At 66.6% G+C, this 16,294-nt stretch carries 17 protein-coding genes; 3 read left to right on the top strand and 14 right to left on the bottom strand.

Annotated features, from left to right (window positions below; genetic code table 11):
* Positions 1-4: 4 nt before the first annotated feature.
* The 9 genes from argH to ASD82_RS07405 all read right to left on the bottom strand — a co-directional run bounded on the left by argH (position 5) and on the right by ASD82_RS07405 (position 9,102).
* Positions 5-1,300, bottom strand: a complete 1,296-nt coding sequence (argH, locus tag ASD82_RS07365; RefSeq protein WP_056717192.1) for an argininosuccinate lyase — start codon at positions 1,298-1,300, stop codon at positions 5-7.
* A complete protein-coding gene (argC, locus tag ASD82_RS07370) occupies positions 1,297-2,268 on the bottom strand; it encodes an N-acetyl-gamma-glutamyl-phosphate reductase (protein ID WP_056717193.1) in 972 nt (323 codons plus the stop codon). The genes argH and argC overlap by 4 nt, the downstream gene beginning before the upstream one ends.
* A gap of 146 nt (positions 2,269-2,414) precedes the next feature.
* Positions 2,415-3,731, bottom strand: a complete 1,317-nt coding sequence (locus ASD82_RS07375; RefSeq protein WP_056717194.1) for an acetylglutamate kinase — start codon at positions 3,729-3,731, stop codon at positions 2,415-2,417.
* Positions 3,728-4,828 (bottom strand): acetylornithine deacetylase, encoded by a 1,101-nt coding sequence (locus ASD82_RS07380; RefSeq protein WP_056717195.1) that lies wholly within the window; start codon positions 4,826-4,828, stop codon positions 3,728-3,730. Before ASD82_RS07380 ends, ASD82_RS07375 begins: the two co-directional genes overlap by 4 nt.
* Positions 4,825-6,072, bottom strand: a complete 1,248-nt coding sequence (locus ASD82_RS07385) for an argininosuccinate synthase (protein WP_056717196.1) — start codon at positions 6,070-6,072, stop codon at positions 4,825-4,827. Before ASD82_RS07385 ends, ASD82_RS07380 begins: the two co-directional genes overlap by 4 nt.
* Positions 6,073-6,140: 68 nt before the next feature.
* On the bottom strand, positions 6,141-6,629 hold the full coding sequence (locus tag ASD82_RS07390) for an OsmC family protein (RefSeq protein ID WP_056717197.1): 489 nt from the start codon (positions 6,627-6,629) through the stop codon (positions 6,141-6,143).
* Positions 6,626-7,246: an FMN-binding negative transcriptional regulator gene (locus tag ASD82_RS07395; protein ID WP_056717198.1), complete on the bottom strand. Its 621-nt coding sequence runs from the start codon at positions 7,244-7,246 to the stop codon at positions 6,626-6,628. The genes ASD82_RS07390 and ASD82_RS07395 overlap by 4 nt, the downstream gene beginning before the upstream one ends.
* Positions 7,247-7,252: 6 nt before the next feature.
* Positions 7,253-8,260: an N-acetylornithine carbamoyltransferase gene (locus ASD82_RS07400; protein WP_056717199.1), complete on the bottom strand. Its 1,008-nt coding sequence runs from the start codon at positions 8,258-8,260 to the stop codon at positions 7,253-7,255.
* A 302-nt stretch (positions 8,261-8,562) separates the two neighbouring features.
* Positions 8,563-9,102, bottom strand: a complete 540-nt coding sequence (locus ASD82_RS07405; RefSeq protein ID WP_056717200.1) for a glycine zipper 2TM domain-containing protein — start codon at positions 9,100-9,102, stop codon at positions 8,563-8,565.
* Positions 9,103-9,292: 190 nt separating this feature from the next.
* On the opposite strand from ASD82_RS07405, the gene cysS reads away from it, so the two are divergent.
* Positions 9,293-10,663, top strand: a complete 1,371-nt coding sequence (gene cysS / locus ASD82_RS07410) for a cysteine--tRNA ligase (RefSeq protein WP_056717201.1) — start codon at positions 9,293-9,295, stop codon at positions 10,661-10,663.
* Positions 10,664-10,726: 63 nt separating this feature from the next.
* Positions 10,727-11,164, top strand: a complete 438-nt coding sequence (locus tag ASD82_RS07415; RefSeq protein WP_056717202.1) for a SufE family protein — start codon at positions 10,727-10,729, stop codon at positions 11,162-11,164.
* 175 nt (positions 11,165-11,339) lie between these two features.
* Here ASD82_RS07415 and dksA read toward each other — a convergent pair whose 3' ends face one another.
* Positions 11,340-12,572, bottom strand: a complete 1,233-nt coding sequence (gene dksA, locus ASD82_RS18090; protein WP_235580661.1) for an RNA polymerase-binding protein DksA — start codon at positions 12,570-12,572, stop codon at positions 11,340-11,342.
* A 115-nt stretch (positions 12,573-12,687) separates the two neighbouring features.
* Between dksA and yidD the strand changes: the two genes are divergently transcribed.
* Positions 12,688-12,960 carry a membrane protein insertion efficiency factor YidD gene (yidD, locus tag ASD82_RS07430; protein WP_082585276.1) on the top strand — a complete coding sequence of 91 codons (273 nt, stop codon included), beginning with the start codon at positions 12,688-12,690 and terminating at the stop codon, positions 12,958-12,960.
* A gap of 37 nt (positions 12,961-12,997) precedes the next feature.
* Here the strand turns inward: yidD and folE2 are convergent, their stop codons facing one another.
* The 4 genes from folE2 to ubiG all read right to left on the bottom strand — a co-directional run bounded on the left by folE2 (position 12,998) and on the right by ubiG (position 16,289).
* Entirely contained in the window at positions 12,998-13,945 is a 948-nt protein-coding gene (gene folE2, locus ASD82_RS07435; RefSeq protein ID WP_056717205.1) for a GTP cyclohydrolase FolE2, read from the bottom strand.
* A gap of 108 nt (positions 13,946-14,053) precedes the next feature.
* Positions 14,054-14,908: a hypothetical protein gene (locus ASD82_RS07440; protein ID WP_056717206.1), complete on the bottom strand. Its 855-nt coding sequence runs from the start codon at positions 14,906-14,908 to the stop codon at positions 14,054-14,056.
* Complete coding sequence (gene gph / locus ASD82_RS07445) at positions 14,905-15,588, bottom strand: phosphoglycolate phosphatase (RefSeq protein WP_056717239.1); 684 nt, start codon at positions 15,586-15,588, stop codon at positions 14,905-14,907. Before gph ends, ASD82_RS07440 begins: the two co-directional genes overlap by 4 nt.
* Complete coding sequence (ubiG, locus tag ASD82_RS07450; RefSeq protein ID WP_056717207.1) at positions 15,585-16,289, bottom strand: bifunctional 2-polyprenyl-6-hydroxyphenol methylase/3-demethylubiquinol 3-O-methyltransferase UbiG; 705 nt, start codon at positions 16,287-16,289, stop codon at positions 15,585-15,587. Before ubiG ends, gph begins: the two co-directional genes overlap by 4 nt.
* Between the last annotated feature and the right edge of the window lie 5 nt (positions 16,290-16,294).

Below are 16,294 nucleotides of genomic sequence, written 5' to 3' on the forward strand. Positions count from 1 at the left end.
CGTGTCAGTCGTCGAGCGCGCGCAATCGCGCGTTCAATTCGTCCAGCCGCAGGTCGTTGCCGGCGCCGGGCGACACGCGCGCGTCGAGGCTGCCTTCCGGCGTGCGCCCCTGTCCCGCCGATGCCGCCGCTTCCGCCGCGGCGCGATACGCGTCGCGGAACGGCACGCCGGCGGCGGCCTGCTCGATCGCCACGTCGGTGGCGTACATCGCCGGCTCGATCGCCGCGCGCATGGCCGTTTCGTTCCAGGCAAATCGCGCCAGCAAGTCAGGCACCAGTTCCAGCGCCATCAGGCCGTGGCGCACGCCGTGGAAGATCGAGCCTTTGGAAAACTGCAGGTCGCGCTGGTAGCCGGACGGCAGCGACAGCAGTTGCTCGATCTCGGTGCGCGCGGCGGCCACGCTGGCGTAGCTCGCGCGCAGCAGCTCGATCACGTCAGGATTGCGCTTGTTCGGCATGATCGAACTGCCGGTGGTGTACTCGGACGGCAGCTGCACGAAGTTGAATTCGGCGGTGGTGAACAGCGAGAGGTCCCAAGCCAGCCGGCGCAGGTCGAGCAGCGCACCGCCGATCGCCTCCAGCACAGCCATCTCGAACTTGCCCCGCGACAGCTGGGCGTAGATCGGGCTGACCTGCATGCGGGCGAAGCCCAGCGCCTGCGTGGTGTGTTCACGGTCGAGCTTCAGGTTCACGCCGTAACCCGCGGCGGTGCCGAGCGGATTGGCATCGATCAGCGCCAGTGTCTGCCGCGCGCGCAGGGCATTGTCGATGAAGCCTTCGGCGAAGCCGGCAAACCACATCGCGGTGGACGACACCACCGCGCGCTGCAGGTGGGTGTAACCCGGCAACGGCACGGCCGGTTGCGCGGCGCGATCGAGGCAGACCTCGGCGATGGCGCGGCAATGGTTTTCCAGCGCGACCAGCTTGTCCTTCAGCCACAGCCGCGTGGCGACCAGGATCTGGTCGTTGCGGCTGCGGCCGGTGTGCACGCGGCGACCGGCGTCGCCCAGGCGCTCGGTGAGGCGTGCCTCGATCGCCGAATGGCCGTCTTCATAACGCTCGTCCAGCACGAAGGCGCCGCCGCTGAAATCGGCGGCCAGCGCATCCAGCTCGCGCTTCAGCGCAGCGGCCTCGTCGGCGCTGACCACGCCGATGTTGGCCAGGCCTTCGACGTGCGCCTTGCTGGCGGTGATGTCGTGCAGGAAGAACTCGCGATCGAGCAACACATCGTCGCCGGCGAGGAACTTCATGATCTTCGCGTCGATCCGGACGCCGGATTTTTGCCACAACGGCTGAGTCATCGTGAAGGATCCTGTAGCAGCGGAATGGCGGTGTATTCGTCCACGCCGATCGCGCGGTTGATGTTCTGCATGGCTTGCGTGGCGGCGCCTTTCAGCAGGTTGTCCAGCGTGGCCACCACGACCACCCGCTTGCCGTCCGTCGACATTGCGAAGCCGCCGATCTCGGCGTGGTGCTGGTGGGCAACGCGGCTGACCCACGGCGCATCGTCCAGCACCGACACCAGCTTCTCGCCGGCGTAAGCGGCATGGAAGCGCTGCAGCACCTCCTCGCGCTTCAGCTGACGGCTGAGGTAGAGGTTGCTGGTGACCGTGAGGCCGCGAAAATGCGGTGCCACGTGCGGCATGAATTCCACCGGCACGCCGAGCTGGAAGGAGGCTTCCTTCTCGTGCATGTGGCCGGTGAGCGCGTACGGCATCAGGTTGTCGCGCAGCTTTTCCGGATCGTTCTTGTCCGACGGCGTGGTGCCCGCGCCCGAGTAGCCGGACACGCCGAAGCACACCGGTGGCGCCGCCAGCAGGTCCTTCAGTGGCGCGATGGAAAGCTGCATCGCGGTAGCGTAGCAACCGGGGTTGCTGATGCGCCGCTCGCCCCGCCACTTGTCGCGGGCGAGTTCGGGCAGGCCGTAATACCAGCGCTTGTCGAAGCGATAGTCGGCGGAGAGGTCGAGGATGATCGGATCGACCCCGGCCTGGTCGAATGCCTCCACGCAGGCCGCCGCCTTGCCGTTGGGCAAGGCCAGGATCACCACGTCGGCGCCGAGTTTCGGCAGGTCCTCGTGCGCCGGCGCGCTGTAACGCAGCTCGCCGCGATACTCGGGCACGTGGGCGTCGACGCGCTGGCCATCCAGCTCGCGCGAGGACACAAAGCTCAGTTCCAGCGCCGGATGCCCCGCGATCAGGCGGATCAGCTCGGTGCCGGTGTGGCCCCGTGCGCCGACGATGCCGATGGTTTTCTTGTCGTGTGTCACCGATCCACTCCTACGATGCTGCTTTCTCCTCCCCCTGCACAGCAGGGGGAGGTCGGGAGGGGGTGAGGCTTTTGATCTTCACAGCAAGATCAAGAGCGACCCCACCCCAGCCCTCCCCTGCACGCAGGGGAGGGAGTTGGTCTTGCTCAATCCACCAGTGTCGGCTGGCGCTGCGCGCAATGCGCCACGCAGCGGAAAATCGTGTCGAGGTCCTCGATGCCGTACCAGAACACCTTCCAGCGCGGCTGCTTGATGCAGCCGTCCGACTCGGCGTAGTAGAAGATGTTGACCTGGTTGCCGTGGCGCGAACGCCAGAACAAGCGCAGATGCTCCTCGCGCATCACCTGCCACACCGCCCGGCCCAGGCCTTCGCCCTGGGCGTCGTCGAGCACGGCGAACTTGTCCAGGTACGGCAAGCCGTCCTCATCGGTGAGGATCATCGCGGCGCGGTAGTTCTCGCTGACGTAGATGCGAAGCGGCTTCGTGCGTTCGAAGTAATCCGGCACCAGGGCTCGGCCGAAACTCGATTCGATCAGCGTGCGCATGCGCGCCAGGTCGATGCCGTCCCACGAGTCGAACGTCAGCACCTTCTCGCCGCGCCGGACCAGGGTGCCGGAACCCTTGTGGGTGAACAGCTCCTTGGCCAGTTCCGCCGGGCGGGTGATCGACACCGATGACGTCAACGGCAAATCGGCCAGCAGGTCGGCGATCTGCTCGATCTTCAGGCGCATGCCGCCGTTGATCCACGGCTGCGCCATCAGGTGGTCGAACTCGGTCGACAGGTTGATCGAGTCGATCAGCTTGCCGTGCTCGTCGAGCAGGCCGCCGGTGCCGGTGAGGAACACGATCTTGTACGGCTGCAGCATGCGTACCAGTTCGTTCGCGGCGACGTCGGCGTTGACGTTGAGGATCTGCCCCTCGTCGGTTTCGCCGAGGCTGGCGATCACCGGGATCGAATTCGCGCGCAGGCTGGCCTCGATCGGCGCCAGGTTGATGCTGTCGACCTTGCCGACCATGCCGTAGGTATCGCGATCCAGGTAGCTGGCCAGGAACACGCCCGACGGCACCGCGGTGGCGCGGGTGTCCATCGACTGCAGCGCTTCCACCAGTTTCAGGTTCTGCTGCATGAACACGCGGCGCACGATGCCCAGCGCCTTCGGCGAGGTCACGCGCAGGCCGTTGATCGTCTGCTTCTCGATGCCGGCAGCGGCCAGCTCCTCATCCAGTTGCGGGCCGGCACCATGCAGCACGATCGGGGTCAGCCCCACCTGCTGCAGGAAGGTCAGCGACGAGGCGAGATCGGCCAGCTCGTCGCGCAACACCGCGCCGCCCACCTTGACCACGGCGAAACGCTTGGCGTCGACCTCGGAGAAGCGCTTGAGGTATTGCTGGATTTCCTTCGCGCTGCCCATGCTCGAAAGCAGGCGCACGATGGTCTTGCGGGTGTGGTTGCCTGTGCTCATGCGATTTTGCTGTCCACGATCCGGTGAATGACCTCTGCGTAATGCTGCAACTGATCCAGCGCGACCCACTCGTCGGCGCTGTGCGCCTGGGCGATGTCGCCGGGGCCGTAGACGAAGGCGGTGTAGCCGGCAGCGGAGAACAGCGCCGCCTCGGTCCAGAAGTCCACCGCGTTGCCCACCGGAATGCCCAGCTCGTCGGCGAGATCGCGGGCGACCAGCCGGTTCGCCTCGGCGTTCGCCGTATCGCCGGCGGGCAGCGAGGCGCCGCGGAAGGTTTCGGTGAACTCCACCGGCTGCGGCTCGACCAGCGTGCGGAAGCGCGCGAGCAACTGGTCCGGGTCCATCGTCGGCAGCGCACGGAAACCGAAGCGCACTTCCGCCGCGGGCGCGATCATGTTCGCCTTGATGCCGCCCTCGACCCGGCCGATGTTGAAGCGCAGGCCGGTGAGTCCGCCGAAGCGCTCGTGCGACTGCGCCGCCACGAAATCCAGTGCCGCATTGCCCCAGCGCATCGCCTGGTGCAGCGCGCTGTCGCTGGGCTGCTGCTCGCCCGAAGCATGGCCGGCGTGGCCCGCGAAGCGCATCAGCACCGACTGGATGCCGCGATGCGCCAGCACCGCCTCGCCCCTGGTCGGTTCGGCCACGATCACCGCCTCGTAGGCATGCGCATCGCGCAGGAAGCCGGCGATGCAGCGCGGGTCGTTCGCTTCCTCGTCGGTGGAAAACAGCAACGCCAGTGCGCCATCGCTGGCATTCGCCACCGCCAGCAACGCGGCCGCCGCACCCTTGATGTCGCAGGCACCGAGGCCGATCGCGCGATCGGCAGTCACCCGCAACGCATGCGGATCGGCCGTCCACGCTGGCGAATCCGGCACCGTGTCCAGATGCACGTTGAACAGGTATTTCGGCTCGCCGCGCACCGCATGCAGCGCCACCGCACCGGCGCCGAAGTCGGTCACCGTGACCGTGAAGCCGGGCAGCTGCGCGCGCAGGTAGTCGAAGATGCCGCCGGTGTCGATCGCGCGCGGCGGATTGCGCGTGTCGAACCCGACCAGCGCCCGCAGGTGCTCCAGGGTGGCGTCCAGCAGCGCGCTCATCCGCGATTGACCTCGGCCCACAGCGTGCTGCTCATGCCGAACAGCTTGATGAAGCCCTCGGCTTCCTCCACGCCCCAGTCGGCCGACTGGGCGTAGGTGGCGCCCTTGGCGTTGAGGATGTGTTTCGACTCCACCGCCACCGCGCCGACGCTGCCGCCGTTCGTCTCCAGCGTCACTGTGCCGTTAACGGTGGACTGGCTGGAGGCCAGGAACGCCTCCAGATCGGTCTTCAGCGGGTCGTGGAAGAAGCCCTCGTAGACCAGCTCCACCCACTTGCGCGCCACGTCGGGCTTGAAGCGGTTCTGCTGCTTGGTGAGCACAGCCTCTTCCAAGGCACGGTGTGCGGTGAGCAGTGCAGCGAGACCTGGCGCCTCGAAGATGATGCGACCCTTCAGACCGATCGTGGTGTCGCCGGTATAGAGGCCGCGGCCCACGCCATACTGGGCGAACAGGCCGTTGAGCTTCGCCAGCATTTTGTGCCCAGCCATCGCCTCACCGTCCAGGGTCACCGCCTCGCCGTTGACGAAACCGATCTTCACCTGCAGCGGTTTGGACGGCCATTCGGCGCGCGGCTTGCACCAGCCCACCGCGCCGGCGCCGGGCGCTTGCCACTGGTCGATCTCGCCACCGGACATGGTCAGGCCCAGCAGGTTCTCGTTGATGGTGTACGCCTGCTGCTTGGCGCGCACGCCGAAGCCGCGTTCCTCCAGGTACTTCTGCTCGTAGGCACGCGTCTGCGTGTGTTCCTTCTGGATCTCGCGGATCGGCGCCACGATCTGGTAGTCGCCCAGCGCCTTCACCGCCAGGTCGAAACGCACCTGGTCGTTGCCCATGCCGGTGCATCCATGCGCGATCGCCTTCGTGCCCAGTTCGGCGGCGCGCTTCAGCGCGGCCTCGACGATCAGGTAGCGGTCGGAGACCAGCAGCGGGTACTGGCCCTGGTAGCCCTCGCCCGCCCACACGAACGGCTTGACGAAGCCGGCCCAGATCGCCGGACCACCATCGACGGTGACGTGGCTGGCCACGCCCAGTTCCTGCGCGCGGGCCTCGATGAAGGCGCGCTCCTCGGCATCCACGCCGCCGGTATCGGCAAACACGGTATGCACGGCCCAGCCCTGCGCCTGCAGGTAGGGCACGCAGAAGCTGGTGTCGAGGCCGCCGGAGAAAGCGAGGACGATGTCTTTGCCTTCTCCGTTGGAGGGAATGGGGAATGGGGAATCGGGAATGGTGGGAGCATTCGACATGGTGGTAATCCTGAAGGTATGGGTGAAGCGCAACGAGCAGAGTGCGAAGGACTGTTTTTGACGATTCCCTATTCCCGACTCCCCATTCCCTGCTCCACGACGATGCGCGGCTCGCAGCGCACCGGGAAATTCACGGAGTTGGCGATGAAGCAGGCGTGGTGCGCGGCTTCGTGAGCGGCCTCGGCCCTGGCCGGATCGCTGGCGGCGCTGATCGTCACCACGGGACGCAGTACCACTTCCACGAAACGCCCGCCGTCACCTTCGGTGGCCATCGCGCCTTCGGCGGCGTCGGTGTAAGCGGTCACCACCACGCCGGCCACGGTGACCATGTGCAGGTAGGACAGCATGTGGCAGGTGGACAATGCGGTGACCAGCATGTCCTCGGGGTTGTGCCGGCTGGCGTCGCCGCGGAAGGTCGGATCGGACGAGCCGGCCAGCTCGGGTTTCCCCGCGATGCGGATCGTGTGGTCGCGGCTGTAGTTGCGGTAGCCGTCGGTGCCTGTGCCGAGGTTTCCGGTCCACTCCACGTCGACGCGATAGTGATGTTGATGAGTCACGGCGTTGGCTCCTGTTGGGTCATCAGTGCGGCCAGCTCCACGTCGCCATCGCCGTCGCGCTCGCGTAGGCCGGCGATCACGCCGGCGCGATTGCGGGCGGGATGGTTCTGGCTCAACTTGAACTTGCCTTCGATGCGGTCGATGCTGATTTCGAGACCGACGATGGCGCGCAGCGACTTCTCGACGTGGTCTTCCGGCGCGTCACCGATCTTCCATGGCTGCGGCTGGCCCGCCTCATGGTGGTCGGTCAGTGTCTCCAGCAGCCGACGCAGCCAGGCCGCGTCATCGATCACTTTCAAGCGACCATGCACGTGCACCACCGCGTAGTTCCACGTCGGCACCTCGCGCCCGGTCTCGTGTTTGCTCGGATACCAGTTCGGGCTGATGTAGCCGTCCAGACCCTGGAACACCAGCAGCACCTCGGCGCCGTCCTGCTGCGCCAGCTCGTTGCCGCGGGCAACATGACCATGCAACACACCGTCAACCAGTTCGAATGGCAAGTGATTGGCCGCCAGCCCGCCGGCCCCGTGGGTCACCACGGTGGCGAACGGATACGCCCGGATCAGCCCGTGCAAGGCCTCGCTCCGCGTCTCCTGGAAATGCTTCGGCGTGTACATGCCGGCTCAGCCCTGCCCGATCAGCGACGCCATCACCGCCTTCTGCGCGTGCAGGCGGTTCTCGGCCTCGTCGATGGCGATGCAGTACGGCGCATCCATCACCGCGTCGGTGGCCTTGATGTTCCGGCGCAGCGGCAGGCAGTGGCTGAACAGGCCGTGGTTGGTCAGCGCCATCTTTGCCTCGTCCACCATGAAGTGCCTGTTCGCCTCGCGGATCGGCTTCTCCTTGTCCCACTGGCCGAAGAACGGCAACGCCCCCCAGCTCTTGGCGTAGACCACGTCGGCGCCGGCATAGGCTTCCTCGATGTCGTGGCTGACCTTCAGCGAACCGCCGTTCTGCTCGGCGTTCAGACGGCCAAACGCCATGTAGCGCTCGTCCAGCACGTAGTCCGGCGTGGGGCACAGCAGGGTCACGTCCATGCCCATCTTCGTCGCGATCAACAGCGCCGAGTTCGCTACCGCGGTGTTCAACGGTTTCGGGTGGTAGGTCCAGGTCAGCACGTACTTCTTCCTGGTCAGATCGCCCAGGTGCTCCTTCATCGCCAGCGCGTGGGCCAGCTCCTGGCAGGGGTGGGTGATGGTCTCCATGTTGATCACCGGCACGGTGGCGTACCGGGCGAAGGCCTTGATCACCTTGTCCTGCCGATCCACCGCCCAGTCCTGGAATTTCGGGAAGGCGCGCACCGCGATCAGGTCGACGTAGCGGCTCAGCACGCGCGCCACCTCGGCGATGTGCTCCTCGGTGTCGCCATCCATCACGCTGCCCACCTCGAACTCGATCGGCCACGCATCCTTGCCCGGCGCCAGCACGATGGCGTGACCACCCAACTGGAACGCACCCAGCTCGAAGCTGGTGCGGGTGCGCATCGACGGATTGAAGAACAGCAAGGCGATCGACTTGCCGGCCAGTTGCTGGCCACGCGGGGAACGCTTGAACGATGCCGCCTGTTCCAGCAGCGCGTCGATCTCGGTGCGGCTGTAATCCTGGGTGGTGATGAAATGCCGTAGAGCCATGATTTACTCCAATCCAAAACACAAAAAACCCGGCGCAGAGGCCGGGTTTCGTCGTCGATGCACCGTCAAACGCGTGCGACTGCCTACCCGGCCGAGTATCCATACAACGGTCGGCGCGCACGCGACGTCATGCCAGCGGCCGCGCGGGCGCTGGTCAGTACGGTGGCGGTATAGACGGCTGTGGACATGGGGATTCCGGGTGACTGTCGGGCATCATGCCGACAATTTCGCTGCCGTGCAACAAAAAATTCGGGTGTCCCGAAAAGCAACGCCGCCAAGGCTGGCGGCGTTGCTGGTGGGGGTCAGTCGGCCGGGTCGACCCGTACCCGGACGCGCAGGCGCTCGCCGGGGTCGTAGCTCAGGCGCGAGGTGTAGACCTCGCCGCGATAGCGGTATTCCACGTCGTAGCCGATGATCCGGCGCTGTTCGCTGACCGAGCTGACCTCGCGGCACTGGGTCTGGGTGGTTTCGTAGTCGCGGCCACGGTTGGTCCGGTTGCCGATCGCGCCGCCGGCCACGGCGCCGGCCACGGTGGCGGCCTTGCGTCCGTCGCCCTTGCCCACGGTGTTGCCCAGCACGCCGCCGATCACGGCGCCGAGCACGGTTCCCGCGGTGCTGTTGCCACCTTCGTGGCGCACCACCGGCTGGTCATAGCATTCCTGGCGCGGCACCTCGGTGCGGGTCACGCCCTGCACCGGGTCGGCGCGCAACACGTCGGCCCAGCCGTAGTGGGCGTTGTCGTCATTGTTGCCATTGTTGGGGTTGGCGTAACGCACATCCTGTGCACAAACGCCGCCCGCCACCAGGGCAAGTGCGAGCGCGGAAATCCACAGCTTGGTCATCACGACCTCCCAATTACTGAAACACCACTCGCGCAGGCGCGCGTACTGGCAGCCATTGCAGCAAATTCACGCTGAATACACCCTTAGAATCAGTCAACGGGAAGCCGGCGCGACTCGGCCACTTACACCTTGTTAAGATGCCGGGCTGGCCGAACCCCCTGCCCGGACGGCCCATGCCGCGGATTCCACCATGCCGATATCGCTCTACAACAGCCTGACCCGTCGCACCGAACCGTTTGCCCCGCTCGACCCGGAGCGCGTGACGATGTACCTGTGCGGCCCCACCGTCTACAACTACGTGCACATCGGCAATGCCCGCGGGCCGGTGGTGTTCGACGTGCTGGTGCGCCTGCTGCGGCGGCATTACCCCCACGTCGTGTATGCCCGCAACATCACCGACGTGGATGACAAGATCAACGCCGCCGCGCAGCAGCAAGGCGTGCAGATCGACGCGATCACGAACCGCTTCGCCCAGGCCTACCGCGACGACATGGCCGGGCTCGGCGTGGCGCCGCCCGACATCGAGCCGCATGCCACCACCCATATCGCGCAGATCGTCACGATGATCGAAGCGCTGATCGACGGTGGCCATGCCTATGCCGCCGAGGGTCACGTGCTGTTCGACGTCGGTTCGTTCCCGGCCTACGGCAAACTGTCCGGCCGCGATCCCGATGAACTGATCGCCGGCGCTCGGGTGGAAGTGGCGCCGTACAAGCGCAACGCCGGCGACTTCGTGCTGTGGAAGCCTTCTACCCCCGAACTGCCGGGCTGGGACAGCCCGTGGGGTCGCGGTCGCCCCGGCTGGCATATCGAATGCTCGGCGATGAGCGCTGCGCACCTGGGCGAGACCATCGACATCCACGCCGGTGGCGTCGACCTGCTGTTTCCCCACCACGAGAACGAGGTGGCGCAGTCCACCTGCGCCCACGGCGGCAAGGTGTTCGCACGCTGGTGGATGCACAACGGCATGCTGACGTTCGATGGCCGCAAGATGTCGAAGTCGCTGGGCAACGTGCTGCTGGTGCACGAACTGCTCAAGCTGCATCCGGCTGAAGCCTTGCGCCTGCGCTTGCTCAGCGGCCACTACCGGCAGCCGCTGGACTGGTCCGAAGCGGCCATCCAGCAAGCCACCAGCACGCTCGATGGCTGGTATCGCGTACTGCGCGACCTGACCGACGTGGCCTTGCCGGCGGGTGAGCTGCCGGTGCCGCCGCGGATCGAAGCCGCGTTGTGCGATGACCTCAACACGCCCCAGGCGCTGGCTGAGCTGTCCGTGCTGGCCGATGCCGCGCGTCAGTCCGGCAGTGCCGAAGCCAAGGCCGCATTGCTTGGCGGCGGCCAATTGCTCGGCCTGCTGCAGCAGGCACCCGAGGCCTGGTTCCGTCGCGGTGACGAGGCGATCGACGAGGCGCGCATCGAGGACCTGCTCGAACAGCGTCGCGCCGCCCGCGCCTCGCGCGATTTCGCCCGGGCCGACGCGATTCGCGAGGAACTGGCCGCGCTCGGCATCGCCATCGAGGACGGCGCCCAGGGTACCCGCTGGAGCATCGTCAAGGCCTGATGCATCGAACCGGCCGGCGCGGCGGATTTCATTTTCCGCACCGGTCCGCGCGATAATGCCCGGATGAATGCCATTGCCAGCACCGGCGCCGAACAGGCGCAGCAGCAGATTGCCGAGGAGTTCGCCTTCTTCGGTGACTGGACCGAGCGCTACCAGTACCTGATCGACCTCGGCAAGCAGTTGCCGGACTTTCCCGAGGCACACAAGAACGATGTCTACCGCGTGCACGGCTGCCAGTCGATGGTGTGGCTGGTGCCCTCCGGCGATGCCTTGAACATGCACTTCGAGGCCTTCAGCGATTCGGCGATCGTGTCCGGCCTGCTCGCCCTGTTGCTGCGCGTCTATTCCGATCGCCCGGCAGCCGAGATCCTCGCCACCGAGCCGACCTTCATCGGCACCATCGGCCTGGCCAAGCATCTGTCGCCGACGCGCTCGAACGGCCTGGCCGCCACGCTGGCGAAACTGAAGGAATACGCCAAGGTGATGGCGAGCCAGGAGTGAGTAAAGAGGAGTGAGAAGTGAGAGAAAAGCCGGAGCGCGAGACGCCGTTGCCTTCTCACTCCTCTCCACTCACTTCTCGCAAAAAGCCCCGCTCGAAGCGGGGCTTTTTTTGAAGAGTCCGGCATGGATGCCGGTTTGATCTTTGCGCTCGTGGATGAGCGCAAAAGCACAGCCCTCAGTCGCCCATCTGCTTCTGCAGGTGCTCGCGGCGTTCCTGCGCATCCAGCGACAAGGTGGCGATCGGTCGCGCATCGAGACGATCGACGCCGATCTCCTCGTCGGTCTCTTCGCAGAAACCGTAGCTGCCTTCCTCGATCCGGCGCAGCGCCTTGTCGATCTTGGAGATCAGCTTGCGGTAACGATCGCGCGTGCGCAGTTCCAGCGAGTTCTCGGTTTCGCGGGTGGCGCGCTCGGCCTCGTCACCCACATCGCGAACTTCCTCGCGCAGGTTGTCCATGGTCTGACGCGACTCCTCGACAAGCTGGTCGCGCCAGTCGCGCAGCTTGTTGCGGAAATACGCCAGATGCATCGGAGTCATGTACTCCTCGTTAGGCGAGGGGCGGTAACCCTTGGGCAAGTTGATGTTGGTGGTGGAGGACAGTGCGTATCGCCCGTCTTCCTGGGTAATACCGTTATCGAGTTTTTTTGCAGCAAGTTTATTCATTGAAGACGACGTTTTCTGTTTCTTGGAGGAAGAGGCATGGTGCGCGGCGGTTTCTGCGCGCGGTGTCACCATGGCGGTTGCACTCGCCACCTTGCCCTTGAACAGGGTGCTGGCGGGTGCCGGGGATACGTGTTTTGCGGCAGCTACCGGTGCCGGCTTTGCTACCGTCTTTTCGGCGGGCTTGGTCGCTTTCGGGGCCGGCTTGGTCACCGGCTTCGGCACCGGCTTGGCCGCGGGCTTTGCCACGACGGCCGGCTTGGCGACGACCTTGGCTGGCTTGGCGGTGCTGCGGGCCTTGCCCGCGGCAGGCTTGCCGCTCTTCGCGACAGCCTTGCCGGCGACAGGTTTCTTCGCGACGACCTTGGCGGGTGGCGCCTTCTTCACGGCAGCCTTCTTCGCGGCGCCCTTCGTGGTGACTTTCTTCGACGCGGGAGCCTTGACCGGGGCGGATTTCTTCGCCGGTGATTTCTTCGCTGGTGACTTGCTGGTCAGTGACTTGGCGACGGGCTTGCCGACCGCCTTTTTCGACGCGACTTTCTTTGCCGCCGGCTTGCTTGCGGGTTTGGCTGCGGCCTTCGGCTTGGTCTTGGCAACGGCCTTCGACGCCGCCTTGGCCGGTGTCCTGCTCGCGTTCTTCACGGTCGCTCCCTTGCCTGCAACTGTCGACTTGCCGGCCTTGCTTCCAGACGAAGCCTTGGCTTTCTGCGCCTTGGCGGCGGTCGAACTACGCGTCGTTTTCGCCATATCCCTTCACCGTTAGTGGCCGTGGCGGCCGGGTGTTATATCCCATGTATCCTGCACCAGCAAGCCTGCTTCTGGAATACTTGTACCATTACCCGATGCAGGCTGTTCCGGCACCGTGAATATCCCGACCCGATTCATACTGTGGTTGCTGCATTTGTACAAGCGCTGGCTCAGTCCCCTGCTCGGCCCGCGCTGCCGTTTCCACCCCAGCTGCTCCGATTATGCACGGATTGCCGTCACGCGCTTCGGCCCCTGGCGCGGCAGCCTGCTGACCGGCTGGCGGCTGCTGCGCTGCCAGCCGCTGTGCGACGGCGGCGATGATCCGGTGCCCGAGCACTTTCATTTCTCCCGCTGCCGGCATCAGGGGGATTCCATCGACACGCAGTGAGCGGGCGACGGTGCGCGATGCCTGCCGCAGCCATTGGCTACGGCGCGGAGCCGTAGCCGCCTTCCACGCCCTTGCTGGCATAGGCCACCGCATCATGCGGGTGCAGGCTTTCCTGGTGCTCCACGCGGATATGGAAGTCGCTGAGGGTGGCGTCCGCATCGAGGGACTTCTGGATGCGCCGGGCGGCGTCTTCGCAAAACATCAGGTTGCCGCCGTTGGCCAGCGCGAAAGCCTGCTCGTCCTCGCGCTTCACGGCCGTCTGCACCGGCGTGCCCAGCGCGTGCTCGACGCCATCGATCAGGCCGACCAGGTGGAAGCCGGCACCCGGCACGGGACGCACGCGCAGACGCGCCACGCTGCGCTGGGCGTGTGGCGTGGCCACGATGCCCTTCTCGCTGCCCAGCCAGGCCAGCACGGCGGCATGGTCGAGCGGCTGATCCGCGCCGAAGTCGCTGGCGAACTGGTCCTGGATCAACTGGCGCGACAAGGCGGCGGATGCCGGACAGGTCGAGGAGTAGATCACCTCGGTGCCGAATTCGAGCAGGAACTCGTCGCCGGTGAGGCTGGCTTCGATGCAGACCGGATAGGCACGCCAGCCGCTGTTGGCGCTCTTCAGCGCTGGGCGGCGCACCAGGTGTTCGAAACGGATGCTGAGGCAGGCGCGGTCGGACAGGTCGCCATGCGAATCGAGGAAGCCGCGCAGCAGCGCGTGCAGCATGTCGGCACTCAGCGTCTGCGTGCTCAGCGCCTGCTCGACCTGCAGGTACAGCCGCGACATGTGGATGCCCCGCTTGTCGGGCCGCTTCAGGTTGACGAAGGCGCCCACCCGCGCACTGGCACGTTGCGGCTGGCCATCGCCGGCATCGAACAGCACCGGCACCTGGATGTCAGCCATGCCGACCCAGTCCAGCGCGCCGGCAAGATGGGGCTGCGCATGGACGGCAACGTCGGGCAGCAGACGGGCGGTATTTTCCTGGTTCGGCATGGCGGGTCCTGATCTCGGCGAAGCAACTCGCCGGTGAAGCAAGCAATCTTGGGGCACGCAGCCCACGGCGCAATAGTGGCGCGGGGGAAACGCTGCGTCTTGAACGAATTACGGCCGCTGACGCTGCCACGCGCGTGCAGCCTGCCACGCCTGCAAGGTGGTCGACAGTCCGGTACGCGGCTGACCGGTCTGCAGCGTGGCCAGCGCATCGCCGGAACGCGCGGCGCGCCGTGCCAGCTTGCTGGCGTGGCGGGACTCCAGTGAGCGAAACACGCTGAGCGGACCACTCACGGCCGTCGACGCGCGCCAGCTGCCCAGCAGGTCTTCCAGTTGCGCCTGGATCGCCTGCTGCCGCGCCGCGCTGGCGCTGCGCAATTGGGTGCGATCCAGGCCATGTCGCGCCAGCCGCGCCATCGGCAGCGGCAGGCGGTCGCGCTCGGTATCGGTATCCAGCCGCAGCAGCGCGTACAGCAGGTGATTCAACACGGCGACCTGCGCGGCCCGCTCGGCCGACGCCGCCGCGCCATACCACCAGGCCGTCTCCAACGCAGCCAGCGCGCCATGCAGGGGCATCGCCGCGGCGATCTGCGCCGTGAAATCCGCCGCCGTGCCCTGCTCCAGTTGTGCCATGGCCGCAATGACCGGCGCCAGCCACAGTTCGCTGGCGATGGCGTGCGCCCGCTCGTCGTCGAACAGCACCTGGCTCAGCGGATGACGGCCGCCGCTGGCCGCGGCACCGGCCAGCTCCTCGGCCCACCAGTTGAGCTTGGCCGCGGCCACCTGCGGTTCGCGGATGCCGTAGGCGGCGCCCAGCAGCTCCTGTTCAAGCGCGGCCAGCGCGACATGGCCCGGGTAACGGCGGCCGTCGACAAACGCCAGGGCGATCCGCTGCTGCGGCTGCACCGCCAGCCATTTGTCGATGAAGCCCTGCAGTACCGCACTCTGTTCGACCAGCTCGATCATGCGACGCTCGATTCCAGTTGCAGCAATGCTGCCAGTTCGGCCGGATGGTCCAGCACCACGTCGGCGCCCCAGCCATGCGGGTCGCCGCCATCGAGATATCCCCAGCTCACCGCCACCGTGTACAGGCCGGCCGCGGCGCCGGCCTCGATGTCGCGCCGATCGTCGCCGACGAACAGGCAACGCTCAGGCGTCAGCCCCCCACGTTCGCAGGCCAGCAGCACCGGCGCCGGATCCGGCTTCTTCACCGGCAGGGTATCGCCGGAAACCACGGCGCTGGCCCGCTCGCTCCAGCCGATGCGTCGCACCAGTTCATCGGTGAGGAAGGCCGCCTTGTTGGTGACGATGCCCCAGCGCAAGCCTCGCGCCTCGATCCGCGCCAGCAAGTCGTCCACGCCCTCGAAGGCGCGGGTCTGCCGGGCCATGACCTGCCGGTAGAGCTCCAGGTAACGGGGCACCAGGGCCAGCACGCCGTCCTCGCCGCGCTCGGCGAACGCGCAGCGCAGCACGGCGCGCGCGCCGCGCGACACCACCTCGCGCACCGGTGCGTAAGGCGGCGGGGCCGCGCCCTCCTCCGCACACTGGGCGAGCAGGGTCGCGTACAGCTCCGGCGCACTGTCGAGCAGGGTGCCGTCCAGATCGAACAGCACACCTTGAATGTTTTCCGGGAGCGGGCGGCTCATGCCGGCTTGCGTGCGCACAGCACGTAGTTGACCGCGGTGATCCTGCCCAGCCACGCCTTGCGCGTGAGCGGGTTGTAGCCCAGCCCGGAAACATCCTCCAGCTCCAGCCCGGCATGACGCAGCAGCCGGCCCAGTTCGGACGGCTTCAGGAACTGAGCGTAATGGTGGGTGCCCCGCGGCAGCATGCGCATCACGTACTCCGCCCCGATGATGGCCGCGCCGAACGCGGCCGGGGTGCGGTTGATGGTGGACATGAACAGGCGCGCTCCCGGTTTCAGCATCGCGGCGAGGTCGTTCACCAGGGCTTCGGGGTCCGGCACATGCTCGATCAGCTCCATGCAGCACACCGCGTCGAAACTCCCTGCTTCGACTGCCGCGAGTTCGGCCGAGGACTGCACGCGGTAATCCACGCTCAGCTTCGATTCGTACAGGTGCAACCTCGCCACGTCGATGACCTTGCTGCCCAGGTCGATGCCGGTGACCCGGGCACCAGCGCGCGCCAGCGCTTCGCTGAGCAGGCCGCCGCCGCAGCCGACGTCGGCCACCTTCGCATCGCGCAGGTCGGCGCGCGCGGCAATGTACGCCGCGCGTACCGGGTTGAGGTCATGCAGCGGACGCGACTCGCCGTCAGGGTCCCACCAGCGCGCCGCCAGGCTGTCGAAACGGGCGATTTCCTCGGGGCTCACGTTGGTGGTGGTCATGTTCG

Origin of the sequence: Rhodanobacter sp. Root179, from assembly GCF_001428465.1 — a bacterium.
GTDB lineage: Bacteria > Pseudomonadota > Gammaproteobacteria > Xanthomonadales > Rhodanobacteraceae > Rhodanobacter.

What these genes read in the sequence shown, in the direction of transcription:
- argH (WP_056717192.1), bottom strand. Translation starts at nt 1,300, where the DNA reads ATGACTCAGCCGTTGTGGCAAAAATCCGGCGTCCGGATCGACGCGAAG.
- ASD82_RS07375 (WP_056717194.1), bottom strand. Translation starts at nt 3,731, where the DNA reads ATGAGCACAGGCAACCACACCCGCAAGACCATCGTGCGCCTGCTTTCG.
- ASD82_RS07380 (WP_056717195.1), bottom strand. Translation starts at nt 4,828, where the DNA reads ATGAGCGCGCTGCTGGACGCCACCCTGGAGCACCTGCGGGCGCTGGTC.
- ASD82_RS07385 (WP_056717196.1), bottom strand. Translation starts at nt 6,072, where the DNA reads ATGTCGAATGCTCCCACCATTCCCGATTCCCCATTCCCCATTCCCTCC.
- ASD82_RS07395 (WP_056717198.1), bottom strand. Translation starts at nt 7,246, where the DNA reads ATGTACACGCCGAAGCATTTCCAGGAGACGCGGAGCGAGGCCTTGCAC.
- ASD82_RS07400 (WP_056717199.1), bottom strand. Translation starts at nt 8,260, where the DNA reads ATGGCTCTACGGCATTTCATCACCACCCAGGATTACAGCCGCACCGAG.
- ASD82_RS07405 (WP_056717200.1), bottom strand. Translation starts at nt 9,102, where the DNA reads ATGACCAAGCTGTGGATTTCCGCGCTCGCACTTGCCCTGGTGGCGGGC.
- cysS (WP_056717201.1), top strand. Translation starts at nt 9,293, where the DNA reads ATGCCGATATCGCTCTACAACAGCCTGACCCGTCGCACCGAACCGTTT.
- ASD82_RS07415 (WP_056717202.1), top strand. Translation starts at nt 10,727, where the DNA reads ATGAATGCCATTGCCAGCACCGGCGCCGAACAGGCGCAGCAGCAGATT.
- dksA (WP_235580661.1), bottom strand. Translation starts at nt 12,572, where the DNA reads ATGGCGAAAACGACGCGTAGTTCGACCGCCGCCAAGGCGCAGAAAGCC.
- folE2 (WP_056717205.1), bottom strand. Translation starts at nt 13,945, where the DNA reads ATGCCGAACCAGGAAAATACCGCCCGTCTGCTGCCCGACGTTGCCGTC.
- ASD82_RS07440 (WP_056717206.1), bottom strand. Translation starts at nt 14,908, where the DNA reads ATGATCGAGCTGGTCGAACAGAGTGCGGTACTGCAGGGCTTCATCGAC.
- gph (WP_056717239.1), bottom strand. Translation starts at nt 15,588, where the DNA reads ATGAGCCGCCCGCTCCCGGAAAACATTCAAGGTGTGCTGTTCGATCTG.
- ubiG (WP_056717207.1), bottom strand. Translation starts at nt 16,289, where the DNA reads ATGACCACCACCAACGTGAGCCCCGAGGAAATCGCCCGTTTCGACAGC.